This is a genomic window from Nocardioides lentus (assembly GCF_039529515.1).
Classification (GTDB): Bacteria; Actinomycetota; Actinomycetes; order Propionibacteriales; family Nocardioidaceae; genus Nocardioides; species Nocardioides lentus.
On the sequence record NZ_BAAAMY010000001.1, the window covers coordinates 400,322 to 420,007 of the forward strand.

Consider the following 19,686-nt stretch of genomic DNA (forward strand, 5'->3'; position numbering starts at 1 on the left):
CGTCGACGTCCGGTCCTCCCGGACCCCACGCCTGGAGGCCCGGTGCGCCACCCGACCCGTACGTCGCCCCGCGGCCGGCGCCGCCCGTCGGCCCGGCGCTCCCTCGCCGCCGGTCTCGCCGCGCTGCTCGCGGCGACGTCGCTGGCGCTGGGCACGGGCCCCGCGGCGAGCGTCCCGGCCGGCGTGGAGGAGCCCTTCGGCGACCCCGTGGAGCCGGGCACCTCGATCGCCGGGGCCACCGAGGTCACGACAGGCACCTACGTCGTGCCGGTCCCCGAGCCGGGCCAGGACCACTTCTTCGAGATCAGGCGCACCCAGCCCGGCCAGGTCCTCTGGTACGGCATCACCGCGGACCTCGAGGAGCCGATCTTCTACGGGACCCTCGCGGCCACCGGCATCGCCGACGGCGACGAGACCCGCACCTGCAACGAGGGGCAGATCAGCAACCTCGACGGGCTGTCGTACCTGACCATGCTCGCGAGCGGCAACCGCTCGCCCGACTGCCGCGACGCCGAGTCGGTCGTCGTCGTGGTCGAGAGCTACGAGATCGCCGACGAGGTGGTCCCGACCGACGGCTCCTACCAGCTCGTCGTGTGGACCGAGCCGCCGACCGATCCCGACGACCTGGCCCCCGGGGCCAACGAGAACAGCCGCTGGACCCCCGTCCAGGCCACCGACCCGCCGCGAGCGGTGGAGGGGGCCTCGACGTTCGTCGACGCCGAGCCGCTGGCCGACGGCACCTACCGGACCACGGTCCGCCAGGGCCGCGCCGCCGTCTTCGCCTTCCCCCTGACCTTCGGCCAGCACGCCCAGGTCGAGGCCAGGATCGTGGAGGGTGCACGCCCGGAGGACAGCCTCGACTACGTCGACGCCGCCTGGATCTCGCCGCTCGGCGGACAGCTGCGGCGCGTGACCCCGGCCGGGGGGCCGGACCCGCTGCTCGGGCTCGACGGGGCGAGCACCGCCGGGTGGTCGACGCCGATCGTCACCTACGCCAACCGGCAGCGCACCGGCGGTGTCGGCAACCTGGACGGGCGCGACTCCCAGGCCGCCGCGCCCGCCGCGTTCGCCGGCACCTACTTCCTGGTCCTCGAGCTGCCGGGAGCGGGCGCCAAGGCCGAGTCCTACACCGACAAGATGGTGCTCGACCTGACCGTCGCCACGATCACGGACTACCGGGGCTCCGCGCCCGCCTACGTCGCCGAGCCGCCACCGCTGCCGACGCTCGACGGGTCGGGCTACGTCGCGACCGCGGCCGAGGAGCAGGCGGCCCGGGAGGCCGCGGCCAGGCCCGCGCCCTGGCTGCTCGTGGGCGGCCTGTTCGCGCTCGCCGCGCTGCTGGCCGTCGTCGGCGGGATCGCCGTCGGTCGGGTCCTCGGGTCGCGGGCGGGGGATCCGCGGTGAGGGCGCCGGCCCGGCGGGCCGTGCCCCGCGCGGTGCTGCTCGCCCTGGGGCTGCTGCTCGCGGCCCCCGGCCCCGCGGGAGCGTCGGCCGCCGGGCCCACCGGCCCCACCGGCCCCACCGGGCCCACCGTGGTCGGGGTCGCCGACGAGGTCGGCGGCGCCGCGGGCGAGCGTCCGGAGCTGCCCGGCCTGGGGCCGGTGGAGGGCGGTGCCGGGGCGACGCCGGTCGCCCCGATCGAGGCCGGGCGCTACGTGGACGTGCTGCCGGAGGACCCCGAGGACCAGGAGACCAACCTCCGCGGCTACGAGTTCACCCGCACGATCCCCGGCTCGACGGTCCACTTCGGGGTCACGTTCCTCGAGCCGGTCCCGGCCTCCAGCCGGGCGAGCCTGGCGATGATCCGGCCCAGCGAGGGCGAGCGGGACTCGACGGTCTGCGGCGCGGTCGTCCGGGTCCCCGGCACGAGCGCGACGAGCATGCCGCTCGTCAGCTACGGCGGCTCCTCCTTCCCCCGCAAGCGGGCCTGCGCCGAGGCCGAGACGCTGCGGGTGGGCGTCGCCGCGACCGGCGAGCGCGCCGTCCCGCCGGGCACGCCGTACGAGCTGAGCATCTGGGAGGAACCGCCCCCGACCAACCTCGACCGGCTGCCCCTGCCGGCGTTCAGCCCGGGGTCCGAGACGTTCGAGCCGGCGGACCCGGCCGAGGTGACCAGCGCCGTCGACCCCGGCCCGAGCAAGCCGGAGGCGACGCCGGTCGAGCCGGACGGCGCCGTGCACGTCGACCTGCCCCTGGGGGAGGTGGCGTGGTTCGCGGTCCCGCTCGCGGTGGGCGAGATCCTGGCCGTCGACGCGGCGGTCCGCGACGCGGACCTGGTCGACCAGGGGGCCACCTTCGAGACCCGCATCCTCTCGCCGGTCGGTGGCTTCGCCGGCGAGGTGCTCACCCCGGGCGTGGGCGTCTTCGACCCGGCGTACGGCCCCGCCGGCGTCGTCGGCACCGGCACCACGCGCACCCAGCTCCAGACCTACTCCACCGGCCCCGGGGCGCTGCGGCTGCTGGCGGCCCCCGACTTCACCAACGGCGCCTCGTTCGACGCCGGCCCCCTGATCGCCACCGCGGGCGTCTACTACGTCGCCGTCCACGCCCAGGACCTCGTCGGGGAGGACGGCGCGACCCTCCCGATGACGCTGACCACGCGGACCTGGGACCTGCCGGGCGCCTTCGGCGCCGAGCCCGAGTACGACGGGGCGGGGCCCGAGCCGCTGCCCGGTCCGGCGGGCGACGTCGAGCCCGAGCCGTACGACGGGGCCGCGGCGACCGCCGACCTCGACCGACGGGTCGCGGCGCGGGAGCAGCGTGACGACGAGGCCGCCGCGGACGGGACCGTGCCGTGGTGGACCTACCTCCTCGGGGCTGCGGCGGTCCTGCTCCTCGCCGTCGGCGGCTTCGCGCTGGCCCGGGCCCGGCGGATCCGCGACCGCCGACGGGCGTGGGACGGGCAGGGACCCGGCCGCCCGCCCGGCCCGCCCGGCCCGCCCGGCCCGCCCTGGTCCGGGGGTCCCGGCGGCGCCGGTCCCGGCGGCCCGGGAGGCCGGCCACCGCACCCCGGCCCGGACACCCCGCCGACGCGGATCCGGTCGGGACCGCACCCCGGTCTGTCCGGCGAGGGACCGACCCCGTGGAGCGGCCGCCCGGGCGAGGCCCGCCCGCCCCGTGCCCCCGGACGCTGGGACCCGCCCCCCGGAGGGTGACGGTGGCGTGACGGGGGCTCGACGGTGGCTCGACGGGGGCTCGACGGGGCTCGACGGGGGGCGGCGGCCGCGGCGGGCCGGCGTGATCGGGCGGAACCCACGTGACGGATGTGGTTTCATCCGACCACCACCGGGGCAGGACCCCGGTCGACCACCCGTCACCCCGCGCCCGCCGACCCCGCGCGGACCACCACCCCGGAGGCCCAGGTGCGACAGCCCCGCCCGCCGTACCCCCCGCGCCCGCCGCGGCACCGCCTCCGGCGTCCCGCCGGCGTCGGTCTCGCCGCGGTGCTGGCCGCGACCACCCTCGCGGTGACCCCGCCCTCGCTGGCGAGCGAGGAGGGCGGCCAGGACGACCAGAGCGACCAGGGCGACACCGCGACGTTCGAGGCACCGTTCGGGGACCGGATCGAGCCGGGCACCTCGATCGGCGCCGCTGCCGAGGTCACGACCGGCACCTACACGATGAACGTGCCGGAGGCCGGCGCGGAGCACTTCTTCGAGGTCAGCCGCGGCGACCCCGAGGAGGTCATCTGGTACGGCGTGACGACGCAGGTCGACCGGGGCTACGACTACGCCGGCCTCAACCTGACCGGGGTGGCCGACGGCGACTCGACCCGCGAGTGCAACGCCGGCGTCGGCAGCGACCTCGACTCGCGGTCGTTCCTGACCCAGCTGGCCAGCTCGAACCGATCGCCCGACTGCCGCGACGCCGAGTCCATCGTCATCTCGGTCGCCAACGAGGAGATCGCCGACGAGTCCCTGCCCTCCGACGCCTTCTACCAGCTCGTGATCTGGCGCGAGCCCGCGGTCGAGGACACCGGCGCGCTGCCGGCGCCCAACGAGGACAGCCCCTGGGTGCAGATGAACCCCGCCGAGCCCCAGGAGGTCGACGGCGCGACCAGCTTCACCGAGGCCGAGCCCCTGGCCGACGGCACCTACCGGACCACGATCCGGCGCGGCGAGCCGACGATCTTCGCCTTCCCCCTGACCTTCGGGCAGCACGCGCAGGTCGAGGCGTCCATCGCGGACGGCAGCACCTTCAACGGCTTCAGCGACATCACCCCGGCCTGGGTCTCCCCGCTCGGCGGTCTGCTGCGCGAGGTCGACCCCAGCGGAGGCCCCGGTCCGGCGCTGCCCGTCAACGGCGAGGCACCCGCCGGCTGGTCCACGCCGATCGTGACCTACACCAACCGGCTGCGCACCGGCGGCGTCGGCGGGCTCAGCGGCGGCGGCTTCGGCTCCACCGCGGCCGCCCCGGCCGCCTTCGCCGGCACCTACTTCCTCGCGCTCGAGATCCCCGGCGGGGAGTTCGACCAGGACAACTACCGCGAGGAGACCGAGATCGAGATGACGGTCGCCACCATCACCGACTACGCGGCCAGCCCGCCGGAGTACACCACCGACGCCGCACCGCTCTCGGCGCTCGACGGCTCGGGCTACGTGGCCACCGAGGAGGAGGAGCAGGCCGCCCGCGAGCAGTCGGCCGACGAGGCCCCCTGGCTGCTGGTGCTGGGCCTCTTCGCCGGCGCCGCGCTCCTCGCCGCCGTCGGCGGCGTCGCCGTCGGCCGGGTCCGTCGGAGCCGCTCGTGAGCGCGCTCCCGCTGCCCGGCGTCGCGGTCGGGGTCACCGGGTCCTGGGCCCTGGTCTTCGGACTCGTCGGCGTCGCCGCGCTGCTCACCGTCGTCGGTCTCGTCCTGCTCGCCCGCTCACGCCGTCGTACGCCGGGAGGCCACCGATGACCACCCGTCCCCGCCCCCGGTCGGCCGCCCTGCTGGCCGCCGGCCTCGCCTCGGTGCTGCTGGCCGGCGCCGTCCCGGGCGCCGTCCCGGGCGCTGCCGCCGCGCCCGCCCCGGCCGTCGCGTCCACCCCCTCCACCTCGTCCGCCCCGGCCGCCCGGACGGCGCGAGAGCTGGCGCCGTCCCTGACCGCGGCGGAGCAGGCCCGTGTCGCGGCCCTGCCGGCGAGTGACGAGCAGTCGCCGGACGCCGGCGAGGAGGGCGCCGAGCGACCGGAGGTCCCTGGCCTCGAGCCCGTCGAGGGCGGTCCGGACGGATCCTCGGCGGCCGTCGTCACCGCCGGCCGCTACGTCGACGTGCTGCCGGAGCAGCCGGAGGACCCCGAGGCCGCGCCGACCCTGCGGGCCTACGAGTACCGGCGCACGATCCCCGGCTCCGTGGTCCGGTTCGGCGTGACCTTCCTCGACGAGGTCAACCCGTCCAACCGCCTGCGCTTCGTCGTCATCGAGCCCGAGGCGCGGCCCGACGGCGACTCCCGGGCCTGCGGCCAGGTGGTCCGCGACCGGGACCAGTTCGCCAACGTGATGCCGATGGTCACCTACGGCGGCACGAGCTTCCCCAACAACGACGCCTGCGCGGCCGCGGACGTGCTGCGCATCGGTCTCGCGCCGGGCAGCAACGCCCCGCCGCCGGGCACGCCGTACGAGCTGAGCATCTGGGAGGCGCCGGTCCCGACCAACGACGCCGACCTGGGGTTCACCGCCCAGTCGATCCCGGGCTCGGAGTTCGAGGAGACCCCGCTCGACCAGGTCGAGACGCAGGTCGCCCCCGGGCCGAGCAAGCCCGAGGCCAGCCCGGTCGAGCCCTCCGGGGGGACCCACGTCGACCTCCCGCTCGGGCGCGTGTCGTGGTTCGCGGTGCCCGTGGAGTACGGCCAGCTCCTCGCCGTCCAGGCCGCCGTGGTCGACGCCGCCGAGGTCAACCAGGGCGGGGCGCTGGAGATGCGCCTGGTCGCGCCCGAGGGCGGGTTCGTCGGCGAGACCGTCCGCGGCACCACCGACCCCGCGGGCGCCTTCGACCCGCTCTACGGCCAGTCCAGCGTGGTGGGGACCGGCACCTCCCGGGTGCAGGCGCAGACCTACAGCGTGGGCGCCGGCGCCTACCGCAACCTCACCGCGTCCAGCTACTCCGGCGGCCTGCCGCCGTCGCTGCCCTCGATCGGGGAGGCGGGCACCTACTACGTCGCCGTGTGGGCCCAGAACCTCACGGGGGAGGAGGACGCGACGCTCCCCCTGACGCTGAGCGTCCAGACCGCGGCCAACGAGCCGAGCGAGGAGTTCAACCCGGCGCCGGTCTATGACGGGGAGGGCCCGCAGCCGCTGCCCGGCCCCGAGACGGACGCCGAGCCCTCGTCGTACGACGGGGCCGCGGCGGCGGCGGAGCTCGAGCAGCTCGCCGCGGAGGAGGACCCGGCCGCGACCGAGGCCGTCGAGGACGAGTCGGTGCCGTGGTGGGTCTACGCGATGGGCGCCCTGCTCGTCGTCGTGATCGGCGTGGGCGGCTTCCTCCTCGCCCGCGGTCGTCGCTCGGGCCGCCGGCGTGGGTCCTCGACGCCGCCGGGCCCGGGTGGCTGGAACGGCCCGGGCGGCCCGGGAGGCCCGGGCGGTCCGGGGTGGGGCCCGGGTGGGCCCCAGCAGCCGTGGCCCGGCCGAGGTCCCGACACCCCGCCGACCCAGGTGCGGCCCGGTCCGCACCCGGGCCAGTCCGGGCCGGGGCCGACGCCGTGGCAGGGCGGCCCCGGCCCGGGTCGCCCCCCGCAGGGGCCTCCGCCGCAGGGGCCTCCGCCGCAGGGGCCTCCGCCGCAGGGGCCTCCGCAGGCCCCGTGGGAGCCACCGCAGCGCTAGGGCGCGACCGCGCGCACCACGACGCACCACGACGCGCCACGACACTCGACGGGGCGGCGGACGAGGAGTCCGCCGCCCCGTCGTGCGTCGATGAGCCCGAGCGACCCCGAGCGACCCCGAGCGCCCCGGACGTGCGGGGCCGTCGCGGTGGGGGTCAGCCCAGGGTGAGGAAGAGCGCGACGCCGGCGAGGACGAGCGCGAGCACGAAGCAGACGATCGCGATGGTCAGCGCCGAGCCGGGGGAGCCCTCGTCGACGGCGCCCGCGCCGAGGGCGGGCGTGCCGGCACGCCCGGGGGTGACGGGGTTGGTGCCGCCACCGAAGCCGCCCGAGGCGGGACCCTGGGTGCCGGCCCAGGCGGGCACCTGGGCGTCACCGAGCTGGTCGAAGACCTCCGGCGGCTCGGGGTCGGCCTGCCAGGGGGCGCCGGGCGGCACGCCGACGCGGCGCAGGTAGTCCAGCGCCGCCGCGGCGGACGGCGGGCGCTGGGCGGGGTCGGTGGCCACCATCGCCTCGAGGAGGGGCTTCAGGCGGCTCTCGGGCACGCCGTCCTGCTGGCGGGGCTCGAGGCCGGTGAGCATGTAGACACCGACGACCCCCGCGGCGTACAGGTCCTGCTGAGGGTCGGGCGGGGCGCCCTCGTTCTGCTCGGGCGACATGTAGCCCTCGGTGCCGATCGCACCGGGGAAGCGGGTCAGGCGCACGTCCTCGACGAGGGCGGCGATGCCGAAGTCGGACAGCCGCAGGTGGGGACGCCCGGTGCCGGTCGCCTCGAGGAGCAGGTTGGCGGGCTTCACGTCGCGGTGCACGACGCCGGCGCCGTGCACCGCGTCGAGGGCCTGCAGCAGCTGGTCCATCAGGACCGTCACGTAGGCCTCGGGCAGCGGGCCGTGGTCGCCGACCAGCGTCTGCACCGAGCCGCCGTGGCAGAGGTCCATGGTGAAGACGACGAGGTTGTCCTCGGCCGCCCAGCCGCTGGGCGCGACCACGTGGGGGTGCTGGATCCGCACCGACTGCTCGCGCACGAAGCGCAGCAGCATCCCGCCGTCGTGCTGGCCGAGGACCTTCGCGGCCCGGAAGGTCTCGGTGCGCAGGTCCCACGCACGCCAGACGGAGCCCATGCCGCCGGCGCCGATCTGGTCGATCAGCACGTAGCGGCCCGCGAGCGGGTGGTTGGCAGGCAGACTCATGGCGAGCGACACCCTACCCACGCCCGGCGCCGTGAACCCCCTTTCGTCCCCAGCGCCGGCCCGTCGCGCGATTTCGGTGCGGGGGCGCGGCTGGGCTACTGTGGCCTGTCGCCGTGCACGTGCCCCGCAGGAGGGGCGTCCGTGTGCGGCGGACCGCCGGAGAAGGGCCTCGCGGCCCCCGGCGGACGCAACGCCCTCCTGCCGCGGAAGTTCCGCGGCCGCCGAGACCACAGGAGGTGGGGACCCGCGTGCGTGCCTACGAAGTCATGATCATCCTCGACCCGTCCCTCGACGAGCGGACCATCGAGCCGTCGCTGGACCGCTACCTGACCGTCGTCCGCAACGACGGCGGCACCGTGGAGAAGGTCGACGTGTGGGGCCGTCGGCGCCTGGCGTACGAGATCGCCAAGCACGCCGAGGGCATCTACGCCGTGCTGACCCTGCAGGCCGAGCCGGCCACCGTCGCCGAGCTCGACCGTCAGCTCACGCTGAACGAGTCGATCCTGCGGACCAAGGTCATCCGCCCGGTGGCCTCCTGACGCTCGCGCGCTGAGCCGCCGGCCGGTGCCTGTGGAGACACGGGTATCCACCGTCGGTGCCAGGCACGAGCATGGGGACCACCAACCCAGAGGACCTAGGAGTACGACATGGCAGGCGACACCGTCATCACCGTGGTCGGCAACCTCGTCGACGACCCGGAGCTCCGCTTCACCCCGTCGGGTGCCGCGGTGGCCAACTTCCGGATCGCCTCGACGCCGCGGACCTTCGACCGTCAGAGCAACGAGTGGAAGGACGGGGAGGCCCTCTTCCTGTCCTGCGCCGTCTGGCGCCAGTACGCCGAGAACGTCGCGGAGTCGCTGACCAAGGGCGCCCGCGTCATCGTGCAGGGCCGCCTCAAGCAGCGCTCGTACGACACCCAGCAGGGTGAGAAGCGCACCGTGTACGAGCTCGACGTCGAGGAGGTCGGCCCCGCGCTGCGCTACTCGACCGCCAAGGTCACCCGCACCCAGCGCTCCGGCGGTGGCGGCGGGTACGGCGGCGACCAGGGCGGCGGCGGTGGCGGCTACGGCGGCCAGCAGGGCGGCGGCGGTGGCGGCGGTTACGGCGGCGGCCAGCAGGGCGGCGGCCAGGGCGGCGCCCCGGCCAACGACCCGTGGGCCTCGCCCGCGCCGTCCGGCCAGCAGGGCGGCGGACGCCCGCCGGCCGGCAACGACCCCTGGGGCGCCCCGGGTGTCGGTGGCAACGACGACCCGCCGTTCTGATCGTCTTGTCCGACCCGTCAGGTCCTCGGACCCCGGCCTCCACGGCCACCAGATCCATCTCATCCAGCCACCATTCCGGTGCGCGCGCCCCTCGGGGTGCGGCGGCCGGGCTCGCATGAAGGAGCACCACAATGGCGAAGGCAATCGTCCGGAAGCCCAAGAAGAAGGTCTGCCAGTTCTGCAAGGAGAAGGCGGACGGTGTCGACTACAAGGACACCACCCTGCTGCGCAAGTTCATCTCCGACCGCGGCAAGATCCGCGCGCGTCGGGTGACCGGCAACTGCGTCCAGCACCAGCGTGACGTGGCCATCGCGGTCAAGAACGCCCGCGAGGTCGCCCTGCTGCCCTACACGGCCACCGGCCGCTGAGCGCGGAGAAGGAGAACATCCGATGAAGCTCATCCTGACCCAGGAGGTCTCCGGCCTCGGCAGCCCCGGCGACGTCGTCGAGGTGAAGGACGGCTACGGCCGCAACTACCTCATCCCGCGCGACCTCGGCATCCGCTGGACCCGTGGCGGCGAGAAGACCGTCGAGTCCATCAAGGCCGCCCGTGCGGGTCGCGCCCTGCGCGACCACGACCACGCCGAGGAGGTGCGGACCAAGCTCGAGGGCCAGACGGTCAACGTGTCCGTCCGCTCCGCCGAGGGTGGCCGTCTGTTCGGCGCCGTGTCGGTGACCGAGATCGCCGACGCGGTCCAGGCCACGACCGGCCAGGCCATCGACAAGCGCTCGATCGCCGTCGAGCAGCCGATCCGCTCGCTCGGCACCCACGAGGTGTCCGTGCGGCTGCACGACGAGGTGAGCGCCAAGCTCACCGTGAACGTCGTCCCGGCCTGAGCCGCACACCACCACCAGCCCATCGCCTGCCTAGGCGGTGGGCTGGTGTCGTCCCGGGACCCAGTCGCGGCGGCTGTAGGCGAAGAGCAGGACGACCACGGTGAGCAGCACGAACCCCGCGAGCACGTAGAGCCCGGCGGCGAGGGTGTCGAGCCCCCCGCCGAGGACGACGGCGGGCGCGAGCCCGACCGCGACGACCAGCACGGTGGTGCCGGTCAGCGTGCGCCCGGCCGGCGGGTCGGAGGCCCGGGCGTGGTCGCGCAGGTCCCACAGCAGCAGCGCGATGAATGCGACCTGTGGCAGGTTGATCGACCAGGTGACCGCCGGGTCGGCGGAGACCACCTGCGCGCGCAGCCCCGGCAGCCACAGGACGACGGACACGGCGCCGGCGACGACCGCCAGCGCGATCAGCAGGCCGCGCCGCGTGGAGCCGGTCAGCCCGGCCACGCCCGCGACCACCAGGGCCCAGCCCAGGGGGTCGGCGAGCACGTCGTACCCCCCGGCCGTCGGCACGCTGGCCAGCACGACGACCAGACCCAGCGCGATGCTCACCAGCGGCACCCGCCGACCCTAGGCCACCCCCGGGAAGGGTCCCCCGCAGGTCGAGGTGGCCCGCACCCCGCTGGTGGCCGAGGTCGACGCCGGTGGTGGTGGTCGCGAGACCGTCCTGGTCGACGTCGCGGCGCAGCCGGTCCCTCGCTCCACCTCGCCTCGGCTGCCGCACTGGTGCCCATGGGCCCGAACCTGGACGCGACCACCGACACCGGAACCCAGCAGCGAGACCACCCTCCACACCCCCCGAACCGGACCGATCTCGGTGGTCTCGACGCCGCGCGCTCCCGTCGACAGGCTCAGGACACCGCGCCGGGGCTCGCGAGCTGCTCGACCACCTCGGGTGCGGCTCGGGCGTGATGATCAGGCGCCGGTGACCATCCAGGCGGTGCCGCGGGCGCGGTGGAGCAGCACGACGAGGCGCCCGCCCATGAAGACGACGACGAAGGCGACCCAGACGGTCACCAGGCCGCCGACGGTGGCGGCGAGCGCGAGCGTGACGGGCGCGTGGAGGAGCAGCACGAGCAGGCCGCTGCGGGCGAGGTAGGAGCCGTCACCGGCGCCGATCAGGACGCCGTCGAGCACGAACACCACGCCCGCGACGGGCTGGGCGAGCGCGGCGACGAGCAGCACGGGCACCAGCAGGGAGCGCACCTCGGGGTCGGCGGTGAACAGGGGGCCCAGCACGGGCGCGGCCGCCGCGAGCATCACGCCGGTGACGACGCCCGACCAGATGCCCCAGGTGACCATCCGCCGGGTGACCGCGCGCGTGCCGGCGACGTCGCCGGCGCCGAGGTAGCGCCCGGTGATCGCCTGCGCGGCGATGGCGACGGCGTCGAGGGCGAGCGCGAGGAAGTTCCACCAGGTCATCGCGAGCTGGTGGGTGGCCAGGTCCACCTGCTGGCTGCGGCCGCCCGCGGCGCCGACCGTCCCGCCGACCGCGACGGCGTACGTCGTGACCAGGAGCGAGGCCCGCAGGGTCAGGGTGCGCACGACGAGCGGGACGGAGGCCCGCGCGGCGGCCCGGACGCCGGTCGGCCGGGGTCGCAGTGACGCGCCGTGGCGGCGCGCCCCCCGCACCACGACGGCCAGGAGGACGACCGCGCTCAGCAGCTGGGCGACGACCGACCCGAGCGCGGACCCGGCGATGCCGAGGGCCGGCACCGGGCCGGCGCCGTAGACGAGGACGACGTTCAGGACGACGTTGAGCACGTTGCCGAGCACGGCCACGACGAGCGGGGTCGTGGTGTCCTGCAGTCCGCGCAGGACACCGGTGGCGGCCAGCATGACGAGCAGCGGGGTCACGCCGAACAGGGCGACGACGAGGTAGTCGACGCCGAAGCCGGTCACCTCGGCGTCGGCGCCGAACACCCCGATGAGGGGTCCGGCCAGCGGCACCCCGACGGTGGTGAGCAGGACGCCGAGGCCGACGGCGAGCCAGATGCCGTCGATGCCCCCGGCCATGGCGCGCCCGAGCTCGCCGGCGCCGAGGCGGCGGGCGACGGTGGCCGTGGTGCCGTAGGCGAGGAAGACGCAGAGCCCGACGGCGGTCTGCAGCACCACGCCCGCGAGGCCCAGTCCGGCGAGCTCGGCGGTGCCGAGGTTGCCGACGATGGCCGCGTCGGCGAGGAGGTAGAGCGGCTCGGCGACGAGCGTGAGGAACGCGGGGAAGGCCAGCCGGAGGATCTCGCGGTCGTGGCTGCGGGGCGCGGGGCCACCGCTCTCGCTGCTCACGGGCCCCGACCCTAGGCCGTCGCCCCCGGTGCCCCGCGGCCGGTGGACAGCCGGTGGAAAACCTCACTACCCGAGGGTTCCGGGCGACCGCAAGAGCGGAACGGACAACTTTCGGGCCGGTGGACGACCCGTGAACGGAACCCGTCGCCAACTGTTTTCGATGCACACCTGGGGATCGACGTTCCTGCAGGTCAGCGAGGTTTGGAACGTGCCAACGTCGGATTTGTCCACAGGGTCGTCAACAGTCTGCGCACACCGACGCGCCGCGTTGTCCACGGGCCACCCCGGTTGTCCCCAGGGGCCTGTGGACAAGGTCGTGTCGCGGGGGTGGCTCCGACCCGTACCGTCGGGTCTCAGACGTCCCCGGTCGGCGGCGGTGTCGGTGGCCGGGCCTAGCGTCCGGAGCGCGGTCGGAGCAGGCCGTGCGGTGGCCGCAGCAGACGGGTGAAGGGTGGAGACGCGCAGCATGAGCCTCACCGATCAGGACCACCCGAGCTACGGCCCGCCGGAGGACGCCTGGGGCGACGGTCCCGCGCCGTACGCGCCGGGCGAGGGCCCCGGGGGCGGCAGCGGCGACCGCACCCCGCCGCAGGACATGGCGGCCGAGCAGAGCGTGCTCGGCTCGATGCTGCTGAGCAAGGACGCGATCGCCGACGTCGTCGAGGCGATCAAGGGCACCGACTACTACCGTCCGAGCCACGAGATCATCCACGACGCGATCATCGACGTCTACGGCCGTGGCGACCCGGCCGACCCGATCACGGTGGCCGCCGAGCTCCAGCGCCGCGGCGAGCTGCAGCGCGTCGGGGGTGCGCCGTACCTCCACACGCTGTCGGCGCAGGTGCCGATCGCGCTGAACGCCGGCTACTACGCCGAGATCGTCCGCGAGAAGGCGATCCTGCGGCGGCTGGTCGCCGCCGGCACCAAGATCGTGCAGATCGGCTACGCCGGGGAGGGTCAGGTCGACGACGTCGTCGACGAGGCGCAGGCCGAGATCTACCAGGTCACGGAGAAGCGGGCCTCGGAGGACTACGCGCCGCTCTCGGCGATCATGGAGGGCGTCCTCGACGAGATCGAGGCGATCGGCAACCGCGAGGCGGGCCTGTACGGCGTGCCGACCGGCTTCGCCGAGCTCGACGAGCTGACCAACGGTCTGCACTCCGGCCAGATGATCATCGTCGCGGCGCGTCCCGCGATGGGCAAGGCGCTGGCGCTCGACACCCCGCTGCCGACCCCCGAGGGCTGGACGACGATGGGGGAGGTCGCCGTCGGCGACCGGCTCGTGGGCTCCGCGGGCCAGCCCATCACGGTGGTCGCGGCGACCGAGGTGATGGAGCGCCGCCCCTGCTACGAGCTGCGCTTCTCCGACGGCGCGCGCGTCGTGGCCGACGCCGAGCACCAGTGGGTGACCACCGCGCAGGGCGCGGTGCAGGCGCGGGTGCGCACCACCGACCGGCTGCGGCGCACGCTCGACATGGTGCACGTCATCGAGCTGCCCGACGGCTCGGAGGTGAAGGTGGAGGCCATCCACCGGGTGCCGTCGGTGCCGGTGCGCTGCGTGCAGGTCGACGCCGCCGACAGCCTCTACCTCGCGGGCCCGACGATGGTGCCGACGCACAACTCCACCCTCGCGCTCGACCTGTGCCGGGCGGCGTCGATCGCCAACAACATGACGAGCGTCTTCTTCTCCCTCGAGATGAACCGCTCCGAGATCACGATGCGCCTGCTCTCGGCCGAGGCGAAGGTGCCGCTGAACCACATCCGCACCGGGCAGCTCACCGACGACGACTGGGCCAAGCTGGCCCGCAAGATGGGCGAGGTGTCGTCGGCGCCGATCTTCATCGACGACAGCCCCAACATGACGATGATGGAGATCCGCGCGAAGGCCCGACGGCTGAAGCAGCGCCACGACCTCAAGCTGATCGTCATCGACTACATGCAGCTGATGAGCTCCGGCAAGAAGGTCGAGTCGCGCCAGCTGGAGGTCTCGGAGTTCTCCCGCCAGATCAAGCTGCTGGCCAAGGAGCTGGAGCTGCCGATCATCGCGCTGAGCCAGCTCAACCGTGGCGCGGAGCAGCGCAGCGACAAGCGGCCGATGATGAGCGACCTGCGCGAGTCGGGTTGCCTGACCGCCGACACCCGGCTGCTGCGCGCCGACACCGGCGCCGAGGTCAGCCTCGGCGAGCTGATGGCGACCGGCGCCCGCGACGTGCCGGTGTGGGCGCTGGACGACCGGCTCAAGCTGGTGCCCCGCACCCTGACCCACGCGTTCCCGTCCGGCACCAAGCCGGTCCACGAGCTCACCACCCGCTCCGGGCGCACGATCCGGGCGACGGCCAACCACAAGTTCCTCTCCGACGCCGGCTGGGTGCCGCTCTCGGAGCTGACGGTCGGCAGCCGCATCGGGGTGGTGCGGCACGTGCCGTCGCCGATGATGGTCACCCCCCGCTCCGACGCGGAGGTCGCGGAGGTCGCCCAGGTGCTGGGAGAGGGCGCGCTGCGCAAGCGCACGCGCCTGCCCGGGGGTCTCCGGGCCGTCCGCAACCACCAGCGTCGCGTCCCGGACTGGGTCCACGGCCTGCCGTCCGAGCAGCTCGCGCTGTTCCTGCGCCGGCTCTGGGCGACCCCCGGCACGGCCGGCTTCACCCACGAGCTGCGCCCGCTCACGTCGTACGGCGCGGTGAGCCGCGCGCTCGTCGACGACCTGGCCCGGTTGCTGCTGCGCTTCAACGTCACGGCGGCGGTGGTCCGGGTGCGCCGCCACGGGCTGCGCGACGCCTGGCACCTGCGGGTCCTCGGCGGCGAGGACCAGCTGCGCTTCCTCGAGAAGGTCGGTGTCGACGGGCCCCGCGGTGACGAGGCTGACCGTCTCGCCGAGCTGCTGCGCGGCGCGGCCGCCGACGACACGCCCGCCGCCGGCACCTCCGGCGAGGTGTGGGACCGGGTCCGCGGTCTGCTCGCCGGCGACGGCGGCCCCGCCCCGGACGGCACCCACGGCCGCCTGGTCGACCTGCTCGACGCCGACGAGCTCGAGGTCGTCGCCACCAACGACGTCCGCTGGGACGAGATCGTCTCGGTCGTGCCGGTCGGCGAGGCCGACGTCTACGACGCCACCGTGATGGGTCTGCACAACTTCGTCGTCAACGGCCTCTCGGCCCACAACAGCCTGGAGCAGGACGCCGACATGGTCATCCTGCTGCACCGCGAGGACGTCTACGAGAAGGAGTCGGCCCGCCCCGGCGAGGCCGACATCATCGTCGCGAAGCACCGCAACGGCCCGACCCGCGACCTCGTCGTGGCCTTCCAGGGCCACTACTCGCGCTTCGTGGACATGGCGCACTGAGCGTCCCCGTCGCGGCGACGGCCTCATGCGGACATCGCTCCGGTCGCGACCTCCGCCAGGATCACCAGCGCCAGGAGCACGTACACCGCGCCCGAGACGAGGCTCGGGACGGTGCCCGTCGAGCACGACCTCGGTCGCGACGTTCACCGAGCCCAGCAGAGCCAGCTGCGCCGCCGTGCTCCTGGCGTCGCCGACGAACTTCGGCAGCACCGCCAGGAAGAACAGCAGGACCTTCGGGTCGGTCAGGCTCACCACCACGCCGCGTCGGTAGGGCCGTGCGCCCGGCACCTGGTCGCCCCCGCCCCCCGGGTGGCTCCGCGCGTGACGGGTCGTCTGCGACCCCAGCCAGAGGAGGGAGGTCGCCCCGCCGACCTTCACCGCCTCGATCACGAGCGGGTACGACGTGGCGATCGCGCCCCCGCCGACCACCACCGCGGCGGCGTGGGCCGTCATGCCGGTCCCGATGCCCACGATCGCGCTCAGCGCGCCGCGGCGGCCGCGTGCGACGCCAGGGCCCGCGGTCGGCCCTGGCGGCGACCCCCGGACCGGCCGCGGTGCGACGATGGGGCATGGACCTCGGGCACCCACCTCTGCACTTCCCGTTCTACGGAGTGGACACGCCGGCGGTCCGTCCGCGGTGGCTCGCGGCCGTCGAGGGCCGGTTGGGCCACCCGGCTACCGGGGTGTGGCTGCGGCACGGGTCGCTCCCGCCGCACCCGGCCGGTGAGCCCTGGCTCCTCGTCGGCACGCTGCGGGGCGACCGCTCCGTCGACGTGCGCGGCGACGTCCCGATCCCCACGGAGGACGTCGCCGCCGACGCCGTCCTGCGCCTGCTCGACGTGATCGCGGAGCGGACCGGGTCGTCGCCCGACGGCGAGCCGGACCGCGTCGTGGACCTCGCCGACCGCGAGGGCGCGCGCCACGCGGAGTGGCCCCGGCGGACGTGGACCGTGGCCGGGACCGAGGTGCGGGTGCCGGTCCTCGAGTCCGAGGGCGGGTGGGCGGGCTTCGCCCGCGACCTCGACGGCGCCGACCTGGTCGTCCTCGGCGGCGGGGTCGATCCGGACCGACTCGTCCTGACCCGCGTGGTCGACGGCGGGGCCTACGGCTTCGACCCGGCCGAGCCGATCCGCTCGCCGCAGACGCTCAGGCGCTCCCGCGCGCGGGCGCTGGGTGCCGGCTGACGGGAGGACCGCCACGACCCGGCCCGGGGTCACCGCGGGCCCATCCGCCTCGCGACGTCGCCGTCGGTGTCCTGGAGGTCGCCGCGCGCGGCCCGCAGCTCCTCGGCGGTGCGGCGCACCGCGCGTGATCCGGTGCGGAGGCTGTCGGCGCAGCCGGTGAGCAGGTCCTCCACGGCCGCCGTCAGGTCACCCGCCTCGGGCACGGGTCCGAGCGCCGAGGAGGGCACGGACGCGCCGTCGAGCTCGGAGGCGGCGTCGGAGAGCACGGACGCCGACGGCGCGAGGTCGGACGCCGCCCGGTCGAGGGTCGCGGGCTCCATCGTGACGTCGTCGCCGATGCCGAGCTCGTCCAGCGGCGTCCGGGTCATGTACGGGTTGGCCCACAGCCCGACCGAGTCGGGGACGCCCCACCACCACCCGCCGACGCCATGACTGGGGTCCGAGAACTTCGACGCGCCGGACTCGTAGGACGTCAGCAGGTCGCCGCCCCGGGTCTCCACCACGCCCTGGGACATGGTCGGCAGGGGGTAGCCGCTCGGGTCGCCGATCGGCTCACCGGTGTGACGGTCGTGGACGATGAGCGAGCCTTGGGAGTGACGGCCGTACGACGAGCTGAAGACGTACTCGTCGTCGCGGACGACGACGCCCTGGGTCTGGCCCGGGGTGGGGACGCTGTCGGTCTTGACCCACGTCCCGGTCGCGTCCTTCTCGTAGACGTTCATCACCCCGGGGACAGCCTCGTTCTTCTGCCACTCCCCGACGTACAGCTTGCCGTCCTTGTACGTCGAGTAGGCGCCGCCGTCGATCGCCTGCGAGGGGCCCTTCTGGTAGACCGTCCCGCCCGGGTTCTGCCGCATCTCGGACAGCGAGTAGGTGTAGAGCCGACCGTCGTCGCTGACCAGCACGTCGTCGCCGGCGACGGTGACGCCGCCCGCGTGGTGCGGGCTCGCGTCACTGACGAAGCCGCGGGGCCCGTAGTAGCCGCCGCCGAGGGTGACCTCGCCGCGCTCGGCGCCCGTGCGCTCGTCGATCATCGCGAGACCGGATCCCTGCTCGTCGGCGTGGTAGTAGCCCTGGAGCAGCAGGTTGCTCCGCCTGTCGTAGCCGAGGCCCTGCGGGGTCAGGCCCCGGTCGTCCCCGGTGGCCGCGGTGTTGGGGATCAGCGGGCCGAGGCTGCTGCCGTTGCCCTCGAGCCAGTCCTCGTTCTGCTCCAGGCCGCGCTCGACCCACGCGCGGGTGTCGGAGTCCAGCGCGTCGAGGTCGAGGTCCTCGCCCTTCAGCACGGCGGTGACGCCGGCGAGCTGGGTGCCGTAGGAGTCGCCGGCCTGCACGAGGGCGGCGTCGACGACCCGGGCGAAGACCTCCTCCACGAAGGCGGGCATGCCGTCGGGACGGTCGCGCCAGAAGCCGATGCAGTAGTCGGCCCGGTCCGCGCAGTCGTCGTACGCGTCGGCCGCGACGTCGAGCGCGCCGAGGGCGCGGGTGACGACCGTGGACGCCGTCCCGGTGCCGGTGGTGAGCCCGGTGGCGCGCGCCGAGAACGCCAGCGCGGCCAGCCCGGTCCACACCGGCACCCGCGCGGCGTCCTCGATGTCGTCGCGCGCGTCGCGGAGGCGCCGGACGACGCCCCGCAGGGCCTGGATCCGATCGCGCACGGCGCCGACGTCGCCCGACACCAGGCGGCGGTAGGTCACCTCGGGGTCGGTCACGACGTCGGCCCGCCCAGCAGGAGGGACGTCGCGGCCGACCCGGCACGCTGCGGGAAGACGACCTCGGCGTCGGTGGTGTCGTCGTACACGCGGCAGTCGCCGGACGGGACCGTGCACGCCATCAGGGTCTGGCTGTCGTCGGGGCCGACCCGGGTTGGGCTCCCCGGCCCGTCGACCGCCGCGCCGACGGCCGTGGTGTCGTCGACCCAGAACCGGAGGGTCCACCGGTCGGTGCCGGGGTCCGGCGTGAGGGTCCGGCCGCCCTCGACGGGCTCGATCGTGTCGGTGAGCCGCCGCCCCTGCACGATCCGCCAGCGGCCGTCGGGGCTCCTCAGGGCCTCGGGGGAGTCCGCGGTCGGCGCGGCCGGGACCTCCTCGTCGGGCGCGGGTGCGCGGGAGTCGCCGGTGGCGAGGTCCCAGGCGAGCTCGCCCTCGGTGGTCCTCGCGACGACCGCGTCGTCGGTGAGGGCGAGCGGGCCGATCTCGGACTCGCTGTAGAGGTCGGCGAGGTCGTCGCTGCCGGTGTCACCCATGCCGTCGGTCGAGTCGACGACCTGCTCCCCGGTGCTCAGGTCCAGCACGACGACCGTGGCGAGCGGGGTGCCGTAGGCGTCCTCCTCCTCGCTCGAGGCGACCTCGACCGCGGCCAGGTAGCGGCCGTCCGGGGACGCCTGGAGCGACTCGGGGAGGACGTCGAGCCCGGTGTCGACCGACGACTCCCCGGGCGCGGTGAACAGCACCGGCGAGCCGGGGTCGTCCCCGTCGGGCTCGGCGGTCGAGAACACGCCGTCGCCGGCGACGACGTAGGTCTCGGTCGGCTCGGCGAGCTCGACGGTGCTGTCGTCCGCGAGGTGCACCGTCGTCCCGGTCAGCCGGACCAGGCCGCCGGGGTCGACCGGATCGGTGCTCGTGCGCCAGCCGGCACTGTCCCCGCCGTTCCCGCCCGGGTCGCTCCCGGGTGCGGCGTCCGGGCCGCACGCCGACGCCACCAGGGCGAGCAGCAGCGCGGCGGGCGCGGAGCGGAGCGGAGCGGTCACGCCCGGCATGGTGCCCCGACCGTGAGCAGGCAAACCCCGAC

The 19,686-nt window shown here is 75.1% G+C and carries 16 protein-coding genes and 1 pseudogene; 11 read left to right on the forward strand and 6 right to left on the reverse strand.

The genetic code is table 11. The features are described from left to right. Window positions 1-42: 42 nt before the first annotated feature. The 5 genes from ABD158_RS01900 to ABD158_RS01920 all read left to right on the forward strand — a co-directional run bounded on the left by ABD158_RS01900 (window position 43) and on the right by ABD158_RS01920 (window position 6,798). A complete protein-coding gene (locus ABD158_RS01900; protein ID WP_344002889.1) occupies window positions 43-1,404 on the forward strand; it encodes a hypothetical protein in 1,362 nt (453 codons plus the stop codon). Next, the gene (locus ABD158_RS01905; protein WP_344002891.1) at window positions 1,401-3,155 is read left to right on the forward strand and encodes a hypothetical protein; all 1,755 of its coding nucleotides are present in this window, start codon (window positions 1,401-1,403) and stop codon (window positions 3,153-3,155) included. Before ABD158_RS01900 ends, ABD158_RS01905 begins: the two co-directional genes overlap by 4 nt. A 207-nt stretch (window positions 3,156-3,362) precedes the next feature. Then, complete coding sequence (locus ABD158_RS01910) at window positions 3,363-4,748, forward strand: hypothetical protein (RefSeq protein WP_344002894.1); 1,386 nt, start codon at window positions 3,363-3,365, stop codon at window positions 4,746-4,748. Continuing rightward, window positions 4,745-4,897, forward strand: a complete 153-nt coding sequence (locus ABD158_RS01915) for a hypothetical protein (protein WP_344002897.1) — start codon at window positions 4,745-4,747, stop codon at window positions 4,895-4,897. Before ABD158_RS01910 ends, ABD158_RS01915 begins: the two co-directional genes overlap by 4 nt. Beyond that, window positions 4,894-6,798 (forward strand): hypothetical protein, encoded by a 1,905-nt coding sequence (locus ABD158_RS01920; RefSeq protein ID WP_344002900.1) that lies wholly within the window; start codon window positions 4,894-4,896, stop codon window positions 6,796-6,798. The genes ABD158_RS01915 and ABD158_RS01920 overlap by 4 nt, the downstream gene beginning before the upstream one ends. A 154-nt stretch (window positions 6,799-6,952) precedes the next feature. On the opposite strand, the gene ABD158_RS01925 is transcribed toward ABD158_RS01920, so the two are convergent. Continuing rightward, complete coding sequence (locus ABD158_RS01925) at window positions 6,953-7,987, reverse strand: serine/threonine-protein kinase (protein ID WP_344002903.1); 1,035 nt, start codon at window positions 7,985-7,987, stop codon at window positions 6,953-6,955. Window positions 7,988-8,235: 248 nt separating this feature from the next. Between ABD158_RS01925 and rpsF the strand changes: the two genes are divergently transcribed. The 4 genes from rpsF to rplI all read left to right on the forward strand — a co-directional run bounded on the left by rpsF (window position 8,236) and on the right by rplI (window position 10,086). Then, window positions 8,236-8,526, forward strand: a complete 291-nt coding sequence (rpsF, locus tag ABD158_RS01930) for a 30S ribosomal protein S6 (protein ID WP_344002906.1) — start codon at window positions 8,236-8,238, stop codon at window positions 8,524-8,526. 108 nt (window positions 8,527-8,634) lie between these two features. Further along, a complete protein-coding gene (locus tag ABD158_RS01935; RefSeq protein ID WP_344002909.1) occupies window positions 8,635-9,249 on the forward strand; it encodes a single-stranded DNA-binding protein in 615 nt (204 codons plus the stop codon). A 131-nt stretch (window positions 9,250-9,380) separates the two neighbouring features. Further along, window positions 9,381-9,617, forward strand: a complete 237-nt coding sequence (gene rpsR / locus ABD158_RS01940) for a 30S ribosomal protein S18 (RefSeq protein ID WP_240234826.1) — start codon at window positions 9,381-9,383, stop codon at window positions 9,615-9,617. Between the two features lie 22 nt (window positions 9,618-9,639). Continuing rightward, window positions 9,640-10,086 (forward strand): 50S ribosomal protein L9, encoded by a 447-nt coding sequence (rplI, locus tag ABD158_RS01945; protein ID WP_344002915.1) that lies wholly within the window; start codon window positions 9,640-9,642, stop codon window positions 10,084-10,086. A gap of 30 nt (window positions 10,087-10,116) precedes the next feature. On the opposite strand, the gene ABD158_RS01950 is transcribed toward rplI, so the two are convergent. After that, window positions 10,117-10,647 carry a hypothetical protein gene (locus ABD158_RS01950; RefSeq protein WP_344002918.1) on the reverse strand — a complete coding sequence of 177 codons (531 nt, stop codon included), beginning with the start codon at window positions 10,645-10,647 and terminating at the stop codon, window positions 10,117-10,119. A 354-nt stretch (window positions 10,648-11,001) separates the two neighbouring features. Beyond that, window positions 11,002-12,372: an MATE family efflux transporter gene (locus ABD158_RS01955; protein WP_344002921.1), complete on the reverse strand. Its 1,371-nt coding sequence runs from the start codon at window positions 12,370-12,372 to the stop codon at window positions 11,002-11,004. Between the two features lie 595 nt (window positions 12,373-12,967). Here ABD158_RS01955 and dnaB point away from each other — a divergent pair. Further along, window positions 12,968-15,715, forward strand: coding sequence for a replicative DNA helicase (gene dnaB, locus ABD158_RS01960; protein WP_344003720.1), 2,748 nt, complete (start codon window positions 12,968-12,970; stop codon window positions 15,713-15,715). Window positions 15,716-15,880: 165 nt separating this feature from the next. Here the strand turns inward: dnaB and ABD158_RS19240 are convergent. Then, window positions 15,881-16,303 (reverse strand): annotated as a pseudogene (locus tag ABD158_RS19240) (LysE family translocator); the annotation flags it as partial. Between ABD158_RS19240 and ABD158_RS01965 the strand changes: the two are divergent. Next, entirely contained in the window at window positions 16,285-16,899 is a 615-nt protein-coding gene (locus tag ABD158_RS01965; protein WP_344002922.1) for a hypothetical protein, read from the forward strand. The pseudogene ABD158_RS19240 and the gene ABD158_RS01965 sit on opposite strands and share 19 nt — an antisense overlap. A 29-nt stretch (window positions 16,900-16,928) precedes the next feature. Here the strand turns inward: ABD158_RS01965 and ABD158_RS01970 are convergent, their stop codons facing one another. Together ABD158_RS01970 and ABD158_RS01975 are read right to left on the reverse strand one after the other, a co-directional pair. Then, entirely contained in the window at window positions 16,929-18,608 is a 1,680-nt protein-coding gene (locus ABD158_RS01970; RefSeq protein ID WP_344002925.1) for a hypothetical protein, read from the reverse strand. Then, the gene (locus ABD158_RS01975; RefSeq protein ID WP_344002928.1) at window positions 18,605-19,645 is read right to left on the reverse strand and encodes a hypothetical protein; all 1,041 of its coding nucleotides are present in this window, start codon (window positions 19,643-19,645) and stop codon (window positions 18,605-18,607) included. Before ABD158_RS01975 ends, ABD158_RS01970 begins: the two co-directional genes overlap by 4 nt. Between the last annotated feature and the right edge of the window lie 41 nt (window positions 19,646-19,686).

Excerpts from the sequence above, each read along its gene's own strand:
- ABD158_RS01920 (WP_344002900.1), top strand. The coding sequence starts at position 4,894 with ATGACCACCCGTCCCCGCCCCCGGTCGGCCGCCCTGCTGGCCGCCGGC.
- ABD158_RS01925 (WP_344002903.1), bottom strand. The coding sequence starts at position 7,987 with ATGAGTCTGCCTGCCAACCACCCGCTCGCGGGCCGCTACGTGCTGATC.
- ABD158_RS01935 (WP_344002909.1), top strand. The coding sequence starts at position 8,635 with ATGGCAGGCGACACCGTCATCACCGTGGTCGGCAACCTCGTCGACGAC.
- rpsR (WP_240234826.1), top strand. The coding sequence starts at position 9,381 with ATGGCGAAGGCAATCGTCCGGAAGCCCAAGAAGAAGGTCTGCCAGTTC.
- rplI (WP_344002915.1), top strand. The coding sequence starts at position 9,640 with ATGAAGCTCATCCTGACCCAGGAGGTCTCCGGCCTCGGCAGCCCCGGC.
- dnaB (WP_344003720.1), top strand. The coding sequence starts at position 12,968 with ATGGCGGCCGAGCAGAGCGTGCTCGGCTCGATGCTGCTGAGCAAGGAC.
- ABD158_RS01965 (WP_344002922.1), top strand. The coding sequence starts at position 16,285 with ATGGACCTCGGGCACCCACCTCTGCACTTCCCGTTCTACGGAGTGGAC.